This window comes from Geodermatophilus sp. Leaf369 (assembly GCF_001424455.1).
GTDB lineage: Bacteria > Actinomycetota > Actinomycetes > Mycobacteriales > Geodermatophilaceae > Klenkia.
In genome coordinates, this window is record NZ_LMQA01000001.1 from 266,676 (window position 1) to 283,157 (window position 16,482).

Annotated in this window: 20 protein-coding genes; 11 read left to right on the forward strand and 9 right to left on the reverse strand. The window is 77.0% G+C overall.

Going from position 1 to position 16,482, the window contains the following annotated elements:
- Positions 1 to 108 precede the first annotated feature (108 nt).
- From ASG36_RS01275 to ASG36_RS01305, 7 genes are read left to right on the forward strand one after another with little or no spacing between them, the layout of a single operon-like run.
- Positions 109 to 795: a class I SAM-dependent methyltransferase gene (locus ASG36_RS01275; protein WP_055758394.1), complete on the forward strand. Its 687-nt coding sequence runs from the start codon at positions 109 to 111 to the stop codon at positions 793 to 795.
- The gene (locus ASG36_RS01280) at positions 792 to 1,325 is read left to right on the forward strand and encodes a YbaK/EbsC family protein (RefSeq protein WP_055758397.1); all 534 of its coding nucleotides are present in this window, start codon (positions 792 to 794) and stop codon (positions 1,323 to 1,325) included. Before ASG36_RS01275 ends, ASG36_RS01280 begins: the two co-directional genes overlap by 4 nt.
- A complete protein-coding gene (locus tag ASG36_RS01285; protein WP_055758400.1) occupies positions 1,322 to 1,897 on the forward strand; it encodes a GNAT family N-acetyltransferase in 576 nt (191 codons plus the stop codon). The genes ASG36_RS01280 and ASG36_RS01285 overlap by 4 nt, the downstream gene beginning before the upstream one ends.
- The gene (locus tag ASG36_RS01290) at positions 1,890 to 3,500 is read left to right on the forward strand and encodes an NAD(P)/FAD-dependent oxidoreductase (protein ID WP_055762147.1); all 1,611 of its coding nucleotides are present in this window, start codon (positions 1,890 to 1,892) and stop codon (positions 3,498 to 3,500) included. Before ASG36_RS01285 ends, ASG36_RS01290 begins: the two co-directional genes overlap by 8 nt.
- Complete coding sequence (locus ASG36_RS01295) at positions 3,497 to 4,276, forward strand: carotenoid biosynthesis protein (RefSeq protein WP_200944302.1); 780 nt, start codon at positions 3,497 to 3,499, stop codon at positions 4,274 to 4,276. The genes ASG36_RS01290 and ASG36_RS01295 overlap by 4 nt, the downstream gene beginning before the upstream one ends.
- Positions 4,273 to 5,349: a glycosyltransferase family 2 protein gene (locus ASG36_RS01300; RefSeq protein WP_055758403.1), complete on the forward strand. Its 1,077-nt coding sequence runs from the start codon at positions 4,273 to 4,275 to the stop codon at positions 5,347 to 5,349. Before ASG36_RS01295 ends, ASG36_RS01300 begins: the two co-directional genes overlap by 4 nt.
- Positions 5,350 to 5,360: 11 nt before the next feature.
- Positions 5,361 to 6,014 (forward strand): flavin reductase family protein, encoded by a 654-nt coding sequence (locus tag ASG36_RS01305; RefSeq protein ID WP_200944303.1) that lies wholly within the window; start codon positions 5,361 to 5,363, stop codon positions 6,012 to 6,014.
- On the opposite strand, the gene ASG36_RS01310 is transcribed toward ASG36_RS01305, so the two are convergent.
- Positions 5,993 to 6,973 (reverse strand): carbohydrate kinase family protein, encoded by a 981-nt coding sequence (locus tag ASG36_RS01310; RefSeq protein WP_235494471.1) that lies wholly within the window; start codon positions 6,971 to 6,973, stop codon positions 5,993 to 5,995. The two genes, ASG36_RS01305 and ASG36_RS01310, sit on opposite strands and share 22 nt — an antisense overlap.
- Before the next feature lie 82 nt (positions 6,974 to 7,055).
- A complete protein-coding gene (locus tag ASG36_RS01315) occupies positions 7,056 to 7,742 on the reverse strand; it encodes a CDP-alcohol phosphatidyltransferase family protein (protein WP_055758410.1) in 687 nt (228 codons plus the stop codon).
- 44 nt (positions 7,743 to 7,786) lie between these two features.
- Between ASG36_RS01315 and ASG36_RS01320 the strand changes: the two genes are divergently transcribed.
- Positions 7,787 to 8,593 carry an alpha/beta fold hydrolase gene (locus ASG36_RS01320; protein WP_157498484.1) on the forward strand — a complete coding sequence of 269 codons (807 nt, stop codon included), beginning with the start codon at positions 7,787 to 7,789 and terminating at the stop codon, positions 8,591 to 8,593.
- Positions 8,594 to 8,603: 10 nt separating this feature from the next.
- On the opposite strand, the gene ASG36_RS01325 is transcribed toward ASG36_RS01320, so the two are convergent.
- Complete coding sequence (locus tag ASG36_RS01325) at positions 8,604 to 10,337, reverse strand: ABC transporter ATP-binding protein (protein ID WP_235494472.1); 1,734 nt, start codon at positions 10,335 to 10,337, stop codon at positions 8,604 to 8,606.
- 81 nt (positions 10,338 to 10,418) lie between these two features.
- Between ASG36_RS01325 and ASG36_RS01330 the strand changes: the two genes are divergently transcribed.
- A complete protein-coding gene (locus tag ASG36_RS01330; protein WP_157498486.1) occupies positions 10,419 to 10,970 on the forward strand; it encodes a response regulator transcription factor in 552 nt (183 codons plus the stop codon).
- Positions 10,967 to 11,599, forward strand: coding sequence for a response regulator transcription factor (locus ASG36_RS01335; protein ID WP_157498488.1), 633 nt, complete (start codon positions 10,967 to 10,969; stop codon positions 11,597 to 11,599). Before ASG36_RS01330 ends, ASG36_RS01335 begins: the two co-directional genes overlap by 4 nt.
- Positions 11,600 to 11,604: 5 nt before the next feature.
- Here the strand turns inward: ASG36_RS01335 and ASG36_RS21695 are convergent, their stop codons facing one another.
- On the reverse strand, positions 11,605 to 11,769 hold the full coding sequence (locus ASG36_RS21695) for a hypothetical protein (RefSeq protein WP_157498490.1): 165 nt from the start codon (positions 11,767 to 11,769) through the stop codon (positions 11,605 to 11,607).
- A 76-nt stretch (positions 11,770 to 11,845) separates the two neighbouring features.
- On the opposite strand from ASG36_RS21695, the gene ASG36_RS01340 reads away from it, so the two are divergent.
- Positions 11,846 to 12,673 (forward strand): hypothetical protein, encoded by an 828-nt coding sequence (locus ASG36_RS01340; protein ID WP_055758422.1) that lies wholly within the window; start codon positions 11,846 to 11,848, stop codon positions 12,671 to 12,673.
- Here the strand turns inward: ASG36_RS01340 and ASG36_RS01345 are convergent.
- Genes ASG36_RS01345 through ASG36_RS01365 form a run of 5 tightly spaced genes read right to left on the reverse strand, consistent with a single transcriptional unit; the run spans position 12,670 to position 16,481 of the window.
- Positions 12,670 to 13,830 (reverse strand): asparagine synthase-related protein, encoded by a 1,161-nt coding sequence (locus ASG36_RS01345; RefSeq protein WP_055758425.1) that lies wholly within the window; start codon positions 13,828 to 13,830, stop codon positions 12,670 to 12,672. The two genes, ASG36_RS01340 and ASG36_RS01345, sit on opposite strands and share 4 nt — an antisense overlap.
- Positions 13,827 to 14,264 (reverse strand): lasso peptide biosynthesis B2 protein, encoded by a 438-nt coding sequence (locus ASG36_RS01350; RefSeq protein WP_082522703.1) that lies wholly within the window; start codon positions 14,262 to 14,264, stop codon positions 13,827 to 13,829. Before ASG36_RS01350 ends, ASG36_RS01345 begins: the two co-directional genes overlap by 4 nt.
- A complete protein-coding gene (locus tag ASG36_RS01355; protein ID WP_055758430.1) occupies positions 14,261 to 14,533 on the reverse strand; it encodes a PqqD family protein in 273 nt (90 codons plus the stop codon). Before ASG36_RS01355 ends, ASG36_RS01350 begins: the two co-directional genes overlap by 4 nt.
- A complete protein-coding gene (locus ASG36_RS01360) occupies positions 14,530 to 15,339 on the reverse strand; it encodes a hypothetical protein (RefSeq protein WP_055758433.1) in 810 nt (269 codons plus the stop codon). Before ASG36_RS01360 ends, ASG36_RS01355 begins: the two co-directional genes overlap by 4 nt.
- Positions 15,336 to 16,481, reverse strand: coding sequence for a nucleotidyltransferase family protein (locus tag ASG36_RS01365; RefSeq protein ID WP_162245164.1), 1,146 nt, complete (start codon positions 16,479 to 16,481; stop codon positions 15,336 to 15,338). Before ASG36_RS01365 ends, ASG36_RS01360 begins: the two co-directional genes overlap by 4 nt.
- Position 16,482 lies beyond the last annotated feature (1 nt).

The window sequence follows — 16,482 nt, forward strand, 5'->3', positions numbered from 1 at the left end:
TGTTCGAACACGACGAGCAGACCACGGCGCCCCGGCGGGCGTCAAGCCGGCGCGCGTGCCCTGTGGACACCCGGCGCGACTGTCGGACCCCTCCTCCACAGTGGGCTCGTGGACGACCCGACAGCACGCGTGCGCCGCGCCTACGACACCGTCGCCGAGCCCTACGCCCGGCTGGTGGGCCGCGACCTGACCGGCCAGCCGTGGGAGCGCCGGGTGCTCGACGCGCTGGTCGCCGTGGTCGACGGTCCGGTGCTCGACGCCGGCTGCGGCACCGGTCGCACCACCGGTCACCTGCACGCCCTCGGGGTCGACGTGCGCGGGGTCGACCTCTCCCCCCGGATGGTCGCCGTCGCGCGCCGCGACCACCCCGGGATCGCGTTCGCCGCGGGGGACCTGGCCGCCCTGGACGAACCCGACGGGCAGCTCTCCGCCGTCCTGGCCTGGTACTGCCTGATCCACGTCGCCCCGGCCGACCGGCCCGTCGTGACCGCCGAGCTGGCCCGGGTGCTCCGGCCCGGCGGGCACCTGCTGGTGGCCTTCCAGGTCGGCACCGCCCACCTGCGCCGCACGTCGGCCTACGGCCGCGCGGTGGACCTCGACGTCTGGCGACTGCACCCCGAGGAGCTGCTCGCCGTGCTGGACGGGGCCGGCTTCGAGCCGGTGACCCGCTGGGACCGTCCCGCCGGCCCCCGGGAGACCACGCCCCAGGCGGCCCTGCTGCTGCGCCGGCGGTCTCCCCACGGGCACGGTGCGACCGGCGGCACCGGGGACACCGGTGGGAGACTCGGGTCATGACCGTTGCTGACCACCCCCGGGTGGCCGAGGTCCTCGCGCAGCTGCGGGCCGCCGGCGCCGACGGTGCCGCCGACGCGGTCCGCGAGCTGCCCGACAGCGCACCCACCGCCGCCGCGGCCGCGGCACAGCTCGGCGTCGGGGTCGGGGCGATCGCCAACAGCCTGGTCTTCGACGTCGACGGCAACCCGGTGATGGTGATGACCAGCGGCGCCCACCGGGTGGACACCGGGATGGTGGCCGGCCTGCTCGGGGTCCGCGAGGTGCGCCGGGCGAGCCCGGAGTTCGTCCGGCGGCACACCGGCCAGGCGATCGGCGGGGTCGCCCCCGTCGGGCACCCGCACCCGATCGGCACGCTGGTCGACGTCGAGCTCGCCCGCCACCCCGTCGTCTGGGCCGCCGCCGGCCACCCGCACACCGTCTTCCCGACCAGCTACGACGAGCTGCTGGCGATCACCGCCGGCACCCCGGCCGAGGTCGCCGCACCGTTCGACCCACCCGCCCCCGCACCCGATGAGGCCCGCACCCCGTGACCGACACCGTCCCCGCCACCCGGGTGGTCGAGCTGCCCACCCGCTGGATGCGCGACCACCTGCACGAGGCACTGGCCATCTACGGCGCCGCGATGGGCTACGGGGACTCCGTCGTCGCCGGCCGGTACGGCTACGCCGTGCAGCACACCGAGCGCTCGGGCTTCCGTGCGGTCGGCGCGTTCACCCAGACCCCGCAGGGCGAGCAGCTGGTCGGCTTCGGCTACGGCTACCTCGTCGCGCCCGGCCAGTGGTGGCACGACCAGGTGCGGCACGCCCTCGACCGGCGCACCGCCAAGCGCTGGCTGCCCGGCGCCTTCGAGGTCTGCGAGCTGCACGTGCACCCCGAGCACCAGAGCAAGGGCCTGGGTCGCCAGCTGCTGCACGCCCTGGTCGCCGACCTGCCGCACCCCGCCGCGCTGCTGAGCACCCCGGACTCCCCGACCAAGGCCTTCGGGCTCTACCAGGCCGACGGCTTCGTCGACCTGGCCCGCGGCTACCACTTCCCCGGCGACGCCCGGCCCTTCGCGATCCTCGGTGCCCGCCTGCCGCTGGGCACCCCCGCCGATGTCTGACACCGCCGACGCGATCGTCATCGGGTCCGGGCACAACGGCATGGTCGCCGCCTGCCACCTGGCCGAGGCCGGCCTGCACGTCGAGGTGGTCGAGAGCGACACCGTGCTCGGTGGGGCGGTCTCCACCGTGGAACGCTGGCCCGGCGTGCACGTCGACCGGGGCTCCAGTGCGCACGTGATCATCCGGCACTCCGGGATCGTCGAGGAGCTCGACCTCGCCGCCCACGGCCTCCGCTACGTCGACTGCGACCCGTGGGGCTTCGCCCCGGCCACCGCGCCGGGCAGCGAGGGGCCCGACGGCCGCCCGATCGTGTTCTCCGTCGACCTCGACGCCACCTGCGCCTCCATCGAGGCCGCCTGCGGGCCCGAGGACGCCGCCGCCTACCGCCGCTTCGTCGGCGTCTGGGGCCCCCGCAGCGCCCAGGTCGTCCAGGCCTTCGGTGACCGGCCCAGCCCGGCCCGGCTGGTGCGCCACCTGTGGCCGCTCGGGGCGCCGGCGAAGGGTCGACCGCGCACGGCGGGCGGTGAGCTGGCGACGGACTTCCTCGGCTCCGGCGACGCCCTGCTGGACCGGTGGTTCTCCTCCGAGCGCCTCAAGGCGGCGCTGGCCTGGTTCGGCGCCCAGTCCGGACCCCCGATGTCCGAGCCCGGCACCGCGGCCATGGTCGGCTGGGCGGCCCTGCTGCACACCACCCCGCCCGGGCACCCGGTCGGTGGTTCCGGTGGCCTGACCCGCGCGCTGCGCGCCAAGCTCGAGTCGCACGGCGGCCGGGTCACCCTCGGCGACGGTGCCGCGTCGCTGATCACCGAGGACGGCCGGGTCGCCGGTGTCGTCACCGAGTCCGGACGACGGATCCAGTCCCCCGTCGTCGTCGCCGCCTGCCACGTGAGCGCCACCGCGGCCATCGCCGGGGACGACGCACCGCCCGCCCTGGCCGACGCCGCGCCCCCGTTGGGCAACGGCTTCGGCCTGGTCGTCCGCTGCCAGACCGACGCCCTGCCCAGCTACCCCGGGGTGTCGGCAGCGGACTCGTTACAGGGACTGCAACTGCTGTGCACCGACCGCGCCCAGCTGGCCCGGGCGCACGGCGACTGGCTGGCCGGGGAGGTGCCGCGCGAGCCGGTGCCGCTGGCCATGAGCTTCTCCGCCAGCGACGACACCCTGGCGCCCGAGGGCCAGCACGTGGTGACGATCTGGGGCCAGTGGTACCCGTACGCGATGGCCGACGGCGCCGACTGGGACGCCATCGCCGACACCGAGGCCCGCCGGCTGATCGAGGCTGTCGACCGGTACGCCCCCGGGTTCGCCGACTCGGTACAGCGGATGTACGTGCAGACCCCGCTGCGGCTGGAGCAGGAGCTCGGCCTGGTGCGGGGCAACGTCATGCACGTGGAGATGTCCCTGGCCTCGATGTTCGCCTTCCGGCCCACCCCGGAGCTCTCCGGGCACCGGGTGCCGGGGCTGCCCGGGCTGTACCTGTCCGGGGCCTCCACGCACCCCGGTGGCGGGGTCTCGGGCAACTCCGGGCGGACGGCGGCCCGGGTGGTGCTGGGCGACCGGTCCCGGCTGGGCCGCCTGACGAAGCGGCTCACCCGCCGGTGACGACGCTGGACCAGCGCACCGCCCACCCGACGGCGGCCCGGGTGCCGTGGGTGCTCGCCGGAGCGCTGGTGCTGGCCGCGATCGCCTACCCGCTCGCCGGGGGCGGCGGCCGGGACGTCGTGAGCTGGACGATCGTCCTGCTCGGGTCGGCCCTGTCGGTGGCACACGCCTGGGTCTCGCGGGGCGCACGCACCGGGCTCGGCGTGCTCGGGGTGGTGGTGGCTGCCTCGGTGCTGTTCGAGGCGGTCGGGCTGGCGACCGGGTTCCCGTACGGCAGCTACACGTACTCCGACGCGCTGGGCCCGACGCTGCTCGGCGTGCCGTTCCTGGTGCCGCTGGCGTGGCTGATGATGGCCTGGCCGAGCTGGCTGCTGGCCCGCCGGCTGGTGCCTGCCCACCGGCTGGGCCGGATCGCCACCGCTGCTGCCGTCTTCGCCGCCTGGGACGTCGTGCTGGACCCCCAGCTCGTCCAGGCCGGCTACTGGACCTGGGCGCACCCCTCCCCGGGGCTGCCCGGGATCGACACCGTGCCGCTGACGAACCTGGCCGGCTGGCTGCTGGCCGGGCTGGTGACGATGGCCGCCCTGGACGCGCTGGCCGCCCGGACCGCGCCCCGGCTCGGGGACGGCGCCCCGATGCTGGTGCTGGGCTGGATGACCCTGGGCGGGGCCCTGGCCCACGCGGCGTTCCTCGACCTGCCCGGCTCGGCCGCCTGGGGCGTCGTGCTGGCGGTACCGGTGCTCGTCGCACTCGCCCGGCAGCGCACCCGCCGGTGAGGCCGGTCGCGCTGCTCGCCGGGATCAGCGTGGCCACGGCGGTGCACGCCGTGGTCAACACCGCACTGCTCCGGCGGCCGGCGGCCGGCGGACCGCCGGTGCGCCACCGGGTGCGGGTCGTCGTCCCGGCCCGGGACGAGGAGGCCACCCTGACGGGCTGCCTGGAGTCGGTGGCCGCCCAGACCGGGGTGCCCCACCTGCACACGGTGGTGGTCGACGACGGGTCCACCGACGGCACGGCCGCGATCGCCCGGGCGCACGGCGTCGAGGTGCGGACGGCCACCCCGCCCGCGGCCGGGTGGCTGGGCAAGCCGGCCGCCTGCGCCCAGGGCGCGGCCGGGGCCGGCGACGTCGACGTGCTGGTGTTCCTCGACGCCGACGTCCGGCTCGCCCCGCACGCCGTTGCCGCCGCGGTGGCGCTGCTCGACGCGCACGACCTGGACCTGGTCTCGCCCTGGCCCCGGCAGCTTGCGGTCACCCCGGCCGAGCGGCTGGTGCAGCCGCTGCAGCAGTGGCTGTGGGCGACCACGCTGCCGCTGCGGCTCGCCGAGCGCTCGCCCCGGCCCTCGCTGGCTGCGGCCAACGGGCAGTTCCTGGTGGTCCGCCGGGACGCCTACGAGCGGGCCGGCGGGCACGGTGCGGTGCGCGGGGAGGTGCTCGAGGACATCGCACTGCTGCGGGCGCTGAAGCGCTCGGGCGGGCGGGGCGTGGTGGTCGAGGGCTCGACGCTGGCCGCGACCCGGATGTACGAGGGCTGGGCGCCGCTGCGGGCCGGCTACGAGAAGTCGCTGTGGTCGGCGCTGGGCGGGTCACCGGTGGGCAGCCTGCTGGCGGGGGCGGCGCTGACGGCGGTGTACGTCGTCCCCCCGCTGAGCGGGACCCGGGCCGGGCTGGTCGGCTACGCCGCCGGCGTGCTGGGCCGGGCGGTGACCGCCGCCCGCACCGGCGGCCGGGTGTGGCCCGACAGCCTGACCCACCCGCTGGGGGTCGCACTGCTCGACGTGCTGCTGGTCGGCTCGGTGCTGGGCCGCCGGCGCGGCACCCTGGAGTGGCGGGGCCGCACGCTGCGGTGAGACTGGACGGCGTGACCTCTCCCGACCACGCCCGCACGCACTTCGACCCGGCCGAGATGGGCACCGGGGCCTTCTACCGGGTGCTGAACTCCGTCGTCGTCCCCCGCCCGATCGCCTGGGTCTGCAGCCGCGACGCCGAGGGGGGCCACAACCTGGCCCCGCACAGCTTCTACACGGTGGCCTGCGTGGACCCGCCGATCGTGCAGTTCACGTCCGTGGGCCGCAAGGACTCCCTGAACAACGTCGAGGCGACCGGTGACTTCACCGTCAACCTGACGCCGGAGGCGCTGTTCGAGCAGGTCAACGCCACCGGGACCGACTTCCCGCCCGACCACGACGAGGCCGAGCAGACCGGTGTCACGCTGGAGGACAGCTCGGTGGTGGCCGCCAAGCGGGTCGCGGAGTCCCCGGTGAGCCTGGAGTGCGTGCTGCACTCGACGATCCGGCTGGGCGACAGCACCGTCGTCTTCGGTCGGGTCGTGCACGCCACGGCGTGGGAGACCGTCGTCCGCGACGGCCGCCCGCGGATCGAGGAGCTGAACCCGCTGGCCCGCCTGGGCGGCAACGAGTGGGCGACGATCGGGGAGCTGAAGGAGATCAAGCGGATCCCCTTCAGCCAGTGGTCCGAGGACCCCTCGATCGGTCAGGCGTTGCGCGGGGAGTGAGGCAGGTGCGGGGCCACCTCGGCGGCGGCCTCCGCACCGAAGGCGGCCTCGAAGCGCTGCAGGAACGACTCCCGGGGCAGCGAGTACTCCTGGGTGCCCACGACCTCGACGGCGGCGGTGGCCACGGCCGAGCCGACCTGGGTGGCCCGCTCCAGCGACAGGCCCCACTGGCGGGCGGCGACGAAGCCGGCGCGCAGCGCGTCGCCGCCGCCGGTGGGCTCCACGGGGCGGGTCTCGGGGACGGCGATGACCTCGATCGTCTCCTCCCCCACCCGCTCGACCCGCACGCCGTTGGCGGCCCGGGTGGTCACCCAGGTGCCGACCCGGTCGAGCACCTCGGCGTGGCTCCAGCCGGTCTTCTGCTTGAGCAGCGCGGCCTCGTACTCGTTGGTGAACAGCAGCTCGGCGCCGTCGACCAGGGTGCGGATCATCTCGCCGTCGGCCCAGGCCAGCTGCTGGGAGGGGTCGGCCATGAACGCGTAGCCGCGGTCCCGGCACTCCTGGGTGTGCTGCACCATCGCGGTGGGGTCGTTCGGGCCGACGATGACCAGGTCCAGGGTGCCGACCCGCTTCTCCACCGGGGCCAGCTCGATCATCGAGGCCTCGGCCATGGCGCCGGAGTAGAACGACGCGATCTGGTTGTTCGCCGAGTCGGTCGTGCAGGTGAACCGGGCGGTGTGCTTGAGCTCGGACCAGTGCACCGAGGCGGTGTCCACCCCGTGCCGGTTCAGCCAGGCCTCGTAGTCGTCGAAGTCGTTGCCGACCGCGCCGACGAGCACCGGGGTCAGGCCGAGCAGGCCCATGCCGTAGGCCATGTTGGCCCCGGCGCCGCCGCGGTGCTGCACCAGGTCGTCGACCAGGAACGACAGCGAGACGTTCTCCATCTGGCCCTCGACGAACTGCTCGGTGAAGGTGCCCGGGAAGGTCATCAGGTGGTCGGTGGCGATCGAACCGGTCACGGCGACGGACACGGTGGGGCTCCAGAGGGGGGTGCGGGCTCACACGGACCCGGTGGCCGGCTGCTCGGCAGCCCCCCGGGGTTCACCCGAGCGTAACGGGACCGGGGCCGTCCAGCGCCCTGCGCAGCTGCAGGCCCAGCTGCGTGGTGCCGACGACGCCGAGCAGCACACCCACCGCGGCGCCGGCCACCACGACCGGCTCGGCCAGTCCGACCAGCGAGGAGACCCCGGCCCCGCCGAGCGTCATCCCGGCCATCGCGACCCGGGTCGGCCGTTCCCACACCGACACCGCGCCGGTCTCGTCGACCCCGGCCTGCCCGGCCCGGGCGCGCAGGTAGTCCGGCAGCCAGCAGAGCGCGCCGAAGGCGACCACGAGCCAGCCGGGAGCCCCGGCGACCCAGAAGGCGAGGGCGTAGGCGACCTCGGTCAGCCGGTCGACGACGGAGTCCAGCACGAACCCCCGCCGGCTGGCCCGCCCGCCCGCGATGGCCAGCGCGCCGTCCAGGGAGTCCAGCAGCCCGGACAGCCCGATCAGCAGCCCGGCGGGGACCAGCCACAGCCCGCCGGCCGCGGCGGGGCCGATCGAGGCCAGCGCCACGACCAGGCCCAGCGCGGTGACCAGCAGCGGGGAGAGCCCGGACAGCGGCCGCGCCAGGGTGTACGCGATGGTCAGCCAGCCGCGGACGATCCCGCTGTCGCGCGGGTCGGTGCCGCCGTGCCAGGTGGACCACGCGTCGAAGTACTCGTCGCGGCTGAGGAAGGACGGCACGGGCACAGTCCACCAGGCCCGGGGAAACCGGGGACAGTGGTGGGGTGTTCGCCAGCCTCTCCCCCGCCCGTCGCCGGCTCGTGCTCGGGTTGCTGGCCGCCGTCGTGGTCGCCGCCCTGGCGCTGACCGCGGCGCTGCTGGTCCCCCGGCTCACCGCCGACGACGCGACCGAGGTGTCCCAGTCCGAGCTGGGCCCGGTGCTGCTCGTGCCCGGGTACGGCGGGTCGACGGGCTCCCTGCAGACGCTGGCCGACCGGCTGGACGCCGTCGGCCGGGATGCCACCGTCGTCGACGTGCCCGACGAGGGCACCGGGGACATGAACGCCTCGGCCGCCGTGCTCGGCACCGCGGTGGACGACGCGCTGGCGCGGACCGGGGCCAGCAGCGTGGACGTGGTCGGCTACTCCGCGGGGGGCGTCATCGCCCGGCTGTGGGCCGCCGACGGCGGGGCCGAGCAGGCCCGCCGCATCCTCACCCTGGGCTCCCCGCACCACGGCACCACGTTGGCCGACCTCGGGTCCGAGCTCGCCCCCGACCAGTGCCCCGAGGGGTGCCGGCAGCTGACCACCGACAGCGACCTGCTGCGGGAGCTGAACGCCGACGACGAGACGCCGGCCGGGCCGACCTGGGTGTCGATCTGGACGACGGTGGACCAGACCGTCACCCCGCCGGACTCCGCCGAGCTCGACGGCGCACTCAACCTGACCGTGCAGTCGGTCTGCGCGGACTCGACCGTCGAGCACGGCCAGCTGCCCCGCGACCCCTTGGTGCAGTCGATCGTGCTCGCCGAGCTGGCCGGCGGGCAGCCGGTCGCGCTGGGCCCGGCCGACTGCGGGCGGCTCTCCGGCTGAGGCCCGGGGGTCAGCCGCCGAAGGCGTCGGCCTGCAGGGCGTACAGCTCGGCGTACCGGCCGCCGGCGGCGACCAGCTCCTCGTGGCTGCCGTGTTCGACCACCCGGCCCTCGTGCAGCACGTGGATCACGTCGGCGAGCCGCACGCTGGACCAGCGGTGCGAGACGAGCACGGCGGCCCGGCCGTCCAGCACGGCCCGGACGTCGCGGAACAGCTCGTGCTCGGCCCGGGGGTCCAGGGCGGCGCTGGGCTCGTCGAGCACCACCAGGTCGCTGTCCCGGTAGAGCGCCCGGGCCAGGGCGACCCGCTGCCACTGGCCCCCGGACAGGTCGCCGCCCTCACCGAGCTCCACGCCCAGCACGGTGTCCTGCCCGTGCGGCAGCCGGCGCACCGCGTCGCCGACACCGACCCGGTCCAGCACCGCGGCGACCCGGTCGGGGTCGGTCGTCCGCCCGGGCCCGCCCGAGACGGCGACGTTGTCGGTGACCGACATCTGGTAGCGCAGGAAGTCCTGGAACAGCACGCTGGTGCTGGCCCGGAGGTCGTCGCGACCCAGCGCCCGCCCGTCCCAGCAGACCGCCCCGGAGGCCGGGGCGTAGAGCCCGGCCAGCACCTTGGCCAGGGTCGTCTTGCCCGACCCGTTCTCCCCCACGAGGGCCACCACCCGGCCCGGCAGCACGTCGAGACTGACGTCGTCCAGGGCCGGCCGGGTCTGCCCGGGGTAGGTGAAGGAGACCGACCGGACGGCCAGCCCGGTGTGCAGGGTCTGCCGCGCCCCGGTGGTGTCCCGGGCCGGGAAGTCGGCGAGGAAGGCGTCCAGGTCGGCCAGGAACGGGCCGGCCTCGACCAGCGAGCCCAGCGAGCGGAAGACCCGGGCCAGCTGCCCGCCCAGCAGCCGGGCGGCGACCGCGGCGGCCCCGGCGTCCGGCAGCCCGATCCGCCCGCTGGTGGCCAGCCAGACCACCACGACCATCGCCGCGCCGAGGGCCGCCGCCGCGGTGACCAGACCGGCCAGCGCGGTGCGTCGCCGGCTGCCCACGTGGGCCTGCAGCCGGCCCAGGTGTGCGGCGTCCTCCGCGTCGTGCCGGGCCAGCAGCCCGGGGGCGGCGTCGAAGGCGCGCAGCTCGGCGGCGGTCACCCGGTGGCTGAGCAGCGACTTGAGGTAGCCGCGGCGCTGCATCGACGCGGTGGAGCGCCGGGCCAGGGCGAACTCCGCGCGGCTGGCCCGGCGGGACAGCAGCACCGCGGGGACGGCACCGACGGCGAGCACCGGGACCAGCACCGGCGCCACGGTGAGCAGCGCACCGCCCAGCACCAGGACGCCGAGCAGTCCGCCGGCCAGCCCGAACACAGCGGTCACCACGCCGGCGGGCCGGCTCACCGCGTTGCCGCGCACCCGTTCCAGCCGGTCCAGGAAGCCGGTGGACTCGTAGGTGACCAGGTCGACCGACGCGCACGAGGCCAGCAGCGACCGCCAGACCGCCTGGGCCACCCGCTCGCCCAGCACCCGCTGGTGCAGCCCGGTGAGCACCCCGATGGAGCCGGACGCGGCGGTGAGGACGGCGATGAGCAGCAGCGGGAGGACGAGACCGGACCCGTCACCGGTGTCCAGCACCGTCCGGAGCGCGAGGTGGCTCGCTGCGACCAGCCCGAGACCGCACAGCGCGCCGCCCAGGGCGAGCGCTCCGGCGACGAGGGTGCCCCGGCGGTCGGCCTGCCAGACCGTGGCGACGGCGGTGGCCACCGGCAGGCTCCGTCGGCGTCTGATCACTCTCTGCACTCGATCAGCTGCACTGAGTGGTCTCATCGGACTAGCCTCGCCCGCATGTCCGGCTCGTCGGGTCCGCCCGGTCCTGCAGCGGTGGGCGTCGTCGACCCGCGCCCGCTGGTCCGCGCCGCCCTCACCGCAGCGCTGGGGCGGGTGCCGGAGCTGCGCCTGGTGGGCTCGTACGCCGGCTGGCCGGAGGTCGCACCGGCCGACCTCGACAGGACGGTCTGGCTGAGCCCGTCGGGGCACCCCGGGACCCGCAGCGTGGCCGTCGAGGACCTCGACGTGGCCGACCTGACCGGGCTGGCCGCGCGGGTGCGCGAGGCCGCCTGCGGCCCCCCGGCGCCGGCCGGGGTCGGCCGTCCGTCGCTGTCCCCCCGCGAGGACGCCGTGCTGAGCGCCGTCGCGGCGGGCGTACCGGCCGCGCGGACCGCCACCGACCTGGGCATCAGCCCCCGCGCGGTGCAGGCGGCGAGGCAGCGGGCGATGGCCAAGCTCGGGGTGTCCACGCAGGTCGAGGCGGTGCGGCTGGCCCACGAGCTCCGCTCGGCCGGGGTGCCGCTCACCCGCGTCCCGGTGCCCCGGACCGCCCCGGACGACGACCGGTGAGGGGCGCGGTGGCGGCGGTGGTCGCCGGGGCCTCGCCCCTGGTGCGGTCCGTGCTGCGCGACGTGCTGACCCACGCCGGGGTGGGCCCGGTGCGCACCCCCACGACCGCCGAGGACGTCGTCCGGGCGTGCGGGGAGGGGGCCGGGCTGCTGGTCAGCGACGTGGTGGTGGACGACGTCCCGCTGGCCGGGCTGCTGCCCGCGGTGCTGGGGGCGGCCACCCGGGTGCTGGTGGTGTGCCCGCGGGCGAGCGCCGGCGCCGTCCCGGAGCTGCTGCTGGCCGGGGCGTCGGGCGTGCTGCTGCTGGAGGAGTGCACCGCCGAGGACGTGGCGACCGCCGTCCGGGAGACGGTGTCCGGGCGCGCGACCCTGCACCCCACCGTCGCCGCGCTGGTGCTGCAGCAGTGGCGGGAGGCCCGCGCCCCCCGCCCGCCGGCGCTGACGCCCAAGGAGCAGGAGGTGCTGGTGGCGATGCTGGCCGGTGACCCGGTGAAGTCCATCGCCCGGGCGCTGGGGCTCTCGGCCCGCACCGTGGACAGCCACCGGTCGCGGATCTTCGTCAAGCTCGGGGTGCGCAGCCACGCCCAGGCCGTGCAGCGCGCCCTGGACCTGGGCCTGGTGCCGCGGTGAGCGCGTCAGCTGAGGACGTTGCCGAACTCGTCGGAGTCCCCGCCGGGGCCGTTGGGGGTGCCGGGGATGACCAGGATGACGCCGTCGGCGGCGCCGAACGTCTTGTACTGGAGGGTCATGTCGTGCAGCGACCCGATGGTCGTGACGGTCGGTGACTCGTACTCGAACACGGTTGCTCCCTGGAGTCGGTGGAGCACTCAACGTAGGTGGGCGGCCCCGGGCCGGTCACCGGGCGGCTTCACCTAGGTGACGCCGCCCCTCGGGTGCTACGGGCTCGCCCTGCCCGACCTGACCGGTGCCCGGCACCTGCTGCGCCCCGTGCCGGCCGGTGCCCCGGTGCTGCGGGTCGGCCAGGCCCGGGGGCCCTCGACCCTGACCGCGGACCTGCTGGACGGGGACCGGGCCGCGTTCGCGATGGTCCACGGTGCGGGTGACCTGCACCTGGACCGGGCCACCCGGACGGCGCACTTCACCACCGTCGAGCCCCTGCCGCACGACCACCTGGTGCACCCGCACCTCTCCCTGGTGTCCGCGATCGCCGCGCACTGGCTGGGCCACGACGTCTTCCACGCCGGCGCGGTGTCCGTCGCCGGCCGGGCGTGGGGCGTGCTGGGGGCCCGGGACGCCGGGAAGAGCTCGCTGGTCGCCCAGGCGCACGTGCTGGGCCACCCCGTGGTCACCGACGACGTCGCGGTGGTCGTCGACCGCCAGGTGCTGCCCGGTCCGGGCCTGGTCGACCTGCGCCGCGGCGCCGCCGAGCACCTCGGGCTGGGCACCCCGATGGGCGTGGTCGGTCGCCGTGAGCGGTGGCGGGTGCCGGTGCCCCCGGCCGGGCCGACCCCGCTGGCCGGGTGGCTGGTGCCGGCCTGGGGTCCGCCCGAGCTGCGCCCGGTGCCGCCGGCGGCGCGGGTGCCGTTGCTGGTGCAGGCGGCGGCGCTGCGCCGTCCCCCGCCGGACCCGGCGCAGTTCTTCGACCTGGCCGGCGTCCCGGTGCTGCAGTGGACCCGGCCCCGGGACTGGTCGCTGATGGCGGCGGCCACCGAGCAGCTGCTCCTCGAGCTCGCCCGGCGCTAGACCCGGGCAGCCCAGGCGGCCTGCAGCAGCGGGTGGGTGCGGGCGTCCGGGTCGGCCACGGCCCACTCCCGGCGCAGCGCGGCCACGTCGACCAGCGCGGGGTCGACCCCCGACCCGTCCCAGTCGGCGACGAACGCCCGGGTGTGCGGGCCCCAGAACGCGCCGTTGAACGTCGCCTTGCCCACCCGGGACACCGTGGCCTGCGGCAGCACGTCGGCGAACAGCCGGACCATCTCCCGGGTCCGGTGCCGTGGGCCGGAGTGCCCCCGTTCCCGGGCCAGCGCGGCCAGGAAGGCCGGCTCGGTGAACGGGTGGGCCACGGCGGCGCCGTGCCCGGCGGCCAGCAGCCGCAGGCTCTGCCGGGTGACCTGCAGGTAGCGCGAGGTCCACCAGTGCCCGAGCAGGGCCCGGTCGTGCCGCACCGGCTCCGCCGCCCGCAGGGCCCGCCAGCGGTCCCGCACCTCGGCGTCCACGCCCGGGTGCAGCCAGGGGCTGGGCGCGCTGGGCTCGGGACGGCGGTCCAGCACCCACCGGCGCACCGGTCCACGTGCCACCGCCCCGGCCAGCTCTACGAGGTCGGCCGGCACCGGCCGGCTCGTGCGGTCGCGCAGCCGGCCGACCCGGTCCCACGCCCACCCGGGGCTCATCACCTCGTCCCCGCCGAACCCGGTGACCAGCGTGCCGCCGGCCGCCCGCTCCGCCACGGGGGCGTGGAAGAGCGTGTTCGCCGGCCACAGGACCCCGTGCCGGCCGGTCTCGCGGGCGGCCACGGGACCGACCAGGTCCAGCTGGCCGGTGACCTCGACGACCTCCCAGTCGGCCACCCCGACGTGGGCGACCACCTGCTCCTGCCACGCCGACTCCTCCGCGGCGGGCACCCCGGCGAAGCGCAGGGTGACCGCGACCGGGGGCGGCAGCCCCTCCCGGCGCGCGACGAGGGCGGCCACCGCGAGCACGGCGGAGGAGTCCCGGCCGCCGGAGAAGCTGACCACGCACGGCGGACGGCGCAGCGCCTGGCGCAGCACGGCCTCGAAGGCGCCGCGCGCGGTCGGGGTGCCCGGCAGCGCACGGGCCAGCGCGGGTCCGGGACCCAGGCCCAGGGGGAACCCCGCGGCGAGCTCGAGCGGGTCGAGCTGCCAGGCGGTCGACGGCGTCACCGCGGCGGCAGCCGGTGGATCTCCCGGTAGCCGCGGGCCACCGGGTCGTGCGCCTCGACGTCGAGCCAGGCGTGCGCCCGCACCCCGCCGTCCCCGCCGGTCGAGCCCGCGACGCCGACGACCACCTCGCAGGGCACCCCGTGGGCGGCCAGCCAGGCCTGGAGCACCAGGCTGCGTTCCAGGCAGGTCGGCGCGGTGCGGCGCAGCACGGCCTCGACCCCGCGGCGGGCGCCCGCCGGCAGCGCCGGCGGTGGGGCCACCACAGCGTCCACACCGTCGGCGGCCAGCGCCCGGCGGGCCCGGCGCACCGCCGTCCGGGCCCACCAGGCCGCGCGCAGGGTGGCCGGCGCGAGCCGCCCGGTCAGCGGCTCCCGCCGGTAGGCCCCCCACCGGGCCGGGTCGTGCAACCGGGACGGCGCAGGACGGGGGATCACGTCTCGAGCAGTCCCCGGGTGCGGAGGTCCCCGACGAAGGCGGCCACGTCGGCGGCGGCCCGGTCGGCCGACACGTCGAACTGCGCCTGCAGCACGCCCACGAGCTCGGCCTCGGTGCTGCCCTCGGCGATCCGGGTCCACAGCGCCGCACCGGTGGCGTTGACCCCCAGGTAGTCCGAGGTGCCCAGGTCCAGGGCGATCACCTCGCCTTCGGCCTCGCGCCAGGACACCGCCCCCGGCCGCAGCCTGATCGTCGGTTCCTCGCTCATGGTGGTCCCTCCCCTGTCTCCTGGGTGCGGGCCGGTGCCCGCACGACGGCCCAGCCGTACTCCCCGTCGCCCCGCTCGGCCACGACCAGCCCGGCCGCGGCGGCCTCCTCGGCGATCTGCGCGCCGGTGAAGTGGTGCACCGCGTTGGGGGCCAGTGCGTCCCCGAGCAACGGTGGCTCGGCCCCGCGCCAGCGCCGCAGCGGGCGGGCGACCCGCAGCGCGGTGCGGAACTGGCGTCGGTCGGCCGGCAGCCGGAAGTAGGACAGCAGCACCGGACCGCCGCCGGCCGCCGCCGCCGCGGCGCGCAGCAGGGCGACCCGGGCCGAGCGGGTGGGCACGAGCATGTAGGAGCCCCAGCCCAGGACGACGGCGTCGGTGCTGCCCGGACCCACCGGGAACCCGTCCCGGGCACTGACCGCCACCCGGGCACCGTGCCCGTCGGCCGCGGTCAGCGTGGCGCCCAGGGCCGCCAGCGTGGGGTTGGGCTCGAAGCCGGCGACGTCGTGCCCGCGGGCCAGCAGCGCCAGCACCTCGCGGCCCCCGCCGGCCCCGGTGACGACGACCCGGCAGCCGGCCCACAGGTGGGTGTCCACCACGTGGGTCTCCCAGTCGAAGAGGCCCTGCCGGTTGTGCGCCTCGGAGCGGTAGACCGGCTCGCCGTCGTAGAAGTGCCGGTCCAGCAGGGCGAGCTGGTCGGGGGTCAGCAGGCCCAGCCACAGGCCGTCCCAGGCGCCTCGGGCCCGGTGCACCGCGCCCTCCAGCAGGCGCTCGCCGGCCAGGTGCAGGCGCAGCCAGCGGGGGGTCACGCCGCCTCCTGCGCGACGGTCTGCAGGAAGGCGGTGAGGTCGGCGTGGTCCCCGGCCGGGTGCAGGGCCGATCCCGGGGCCGACGCCCCCTGCACGAACGCCGCCGGGCGGCCGGCGACGAGCCGGGCGGCCCGGGCGGTGAGCAGTCCCGGGACGGTCGCGTGCTCGGCCGAGCCGACGGCCAGCCGGGCCGGCCAGCTGCCCAGGTCGGCGGTGCTGTGCAGGACGCGCGGCCCGGCCCACCGCTCCGCCAACCGCCAGTCCGGGGCCGCGAGCCGGCGCAGCACCGACCGCGGCACCGGGGCCGCCAGCAGGGTCGCGGCGCGGGCGAGCACCAGGCCGACCGGGGCGGGCACCCCCCAGGCCCGGGCGGTGCCGACCACCCGGGACCAGTCGACCGGGCGGTCCTGCACCGACAGCGTCACGTCCAGCAGCCAGGACACCCGGGTCGCCCCGGCCAGCGCGGCGTGGAGGCAGACGTGCACGAGGGCGTCGTCGGGCTGCAGCGCGGGCACCGGACGCCCGGCGAGCTGCACCGGCGAAGCCCGGTCGAGCAGGTCCGCGGTGGACACGGTGGTGCGGCGTCGTCGGCCGGCCCGGTTGACCAGCGTCCAGTGCAGGTCCAGCACGGTGCCGAACCGGCCGCGGACGGCGACCTCGCCGGGCAGCTCGCGGCGCAGCAGAGCGAAGTTGCGGGTCAGCAGTGCACCGCCGGCGCCCTCGAGGGCGTCGAGCGCGGCGGCGAGCCGGTCGGGGGCGACGAGCAGGTCCAGGTCCAGGGCGGCCCGGTCGGCGCCGGCCCGGGCGTGCACCGCGGTCAGCACCGGGCCCTTCAGGCAGGCCCACCGGACGCCGGCCGCGTCAAGGGCGGCGCCGGCGACGGTGAGGTCGGCGTCGGTCTGCAGCTGCGCCCGGCGCGCCCGGTCCCGGCGCGCCCGGGCCTCGGCGAGCAGCGCCCCCGGCACACCGGGCACGTCGGGGCCGTGCGCGGCGAGCAGCAGCCAGGCCCGGTGGTGGGCGACCGCGGCGCGCAGCGCCCCGTCGTCCCCCCGCCAGGCCGGTGGCGGCGCGTCGTGCCCGGCCGCCCGCCGGGCGGCCCAGAGCACCACGGCGCCCGGGCTGCTCGGCCGCGGTCCGGGCACG

Bases quoted from the DNA above. Each gene is read 5' to 3' on its own strand.
- ASG36_RS01280 (WP_055758397.1), top strand. From the start codon at position 792: ATGACCGTTGCTGACCACCCCCGGGTGGCCGAGGTCCTCGCGCAGCTG.
- ASG36_RS01290 (WP_055762147.1), top strand. From the start codon at position 1,890: ATGTCTGACACCGCCGACGCGATCGTCATCGGGTCCGGGCACAACGGC.
- ASG36_RS01330 (WP_157498486.1), top strand. From the start codon at position 10,419: ATGTCCGGCTCGTCGGGTCCGCCCGGTCCTGCAGCGGTGGGCGTCGTC.
- ASG36_RS01355 (WP_055758430.1), bottom strand. From the start codon at position 14,533: ATGAGCGAGGAACCGACGATCAGGCTGCGGCCGGGGGCGGTGTCCTGG.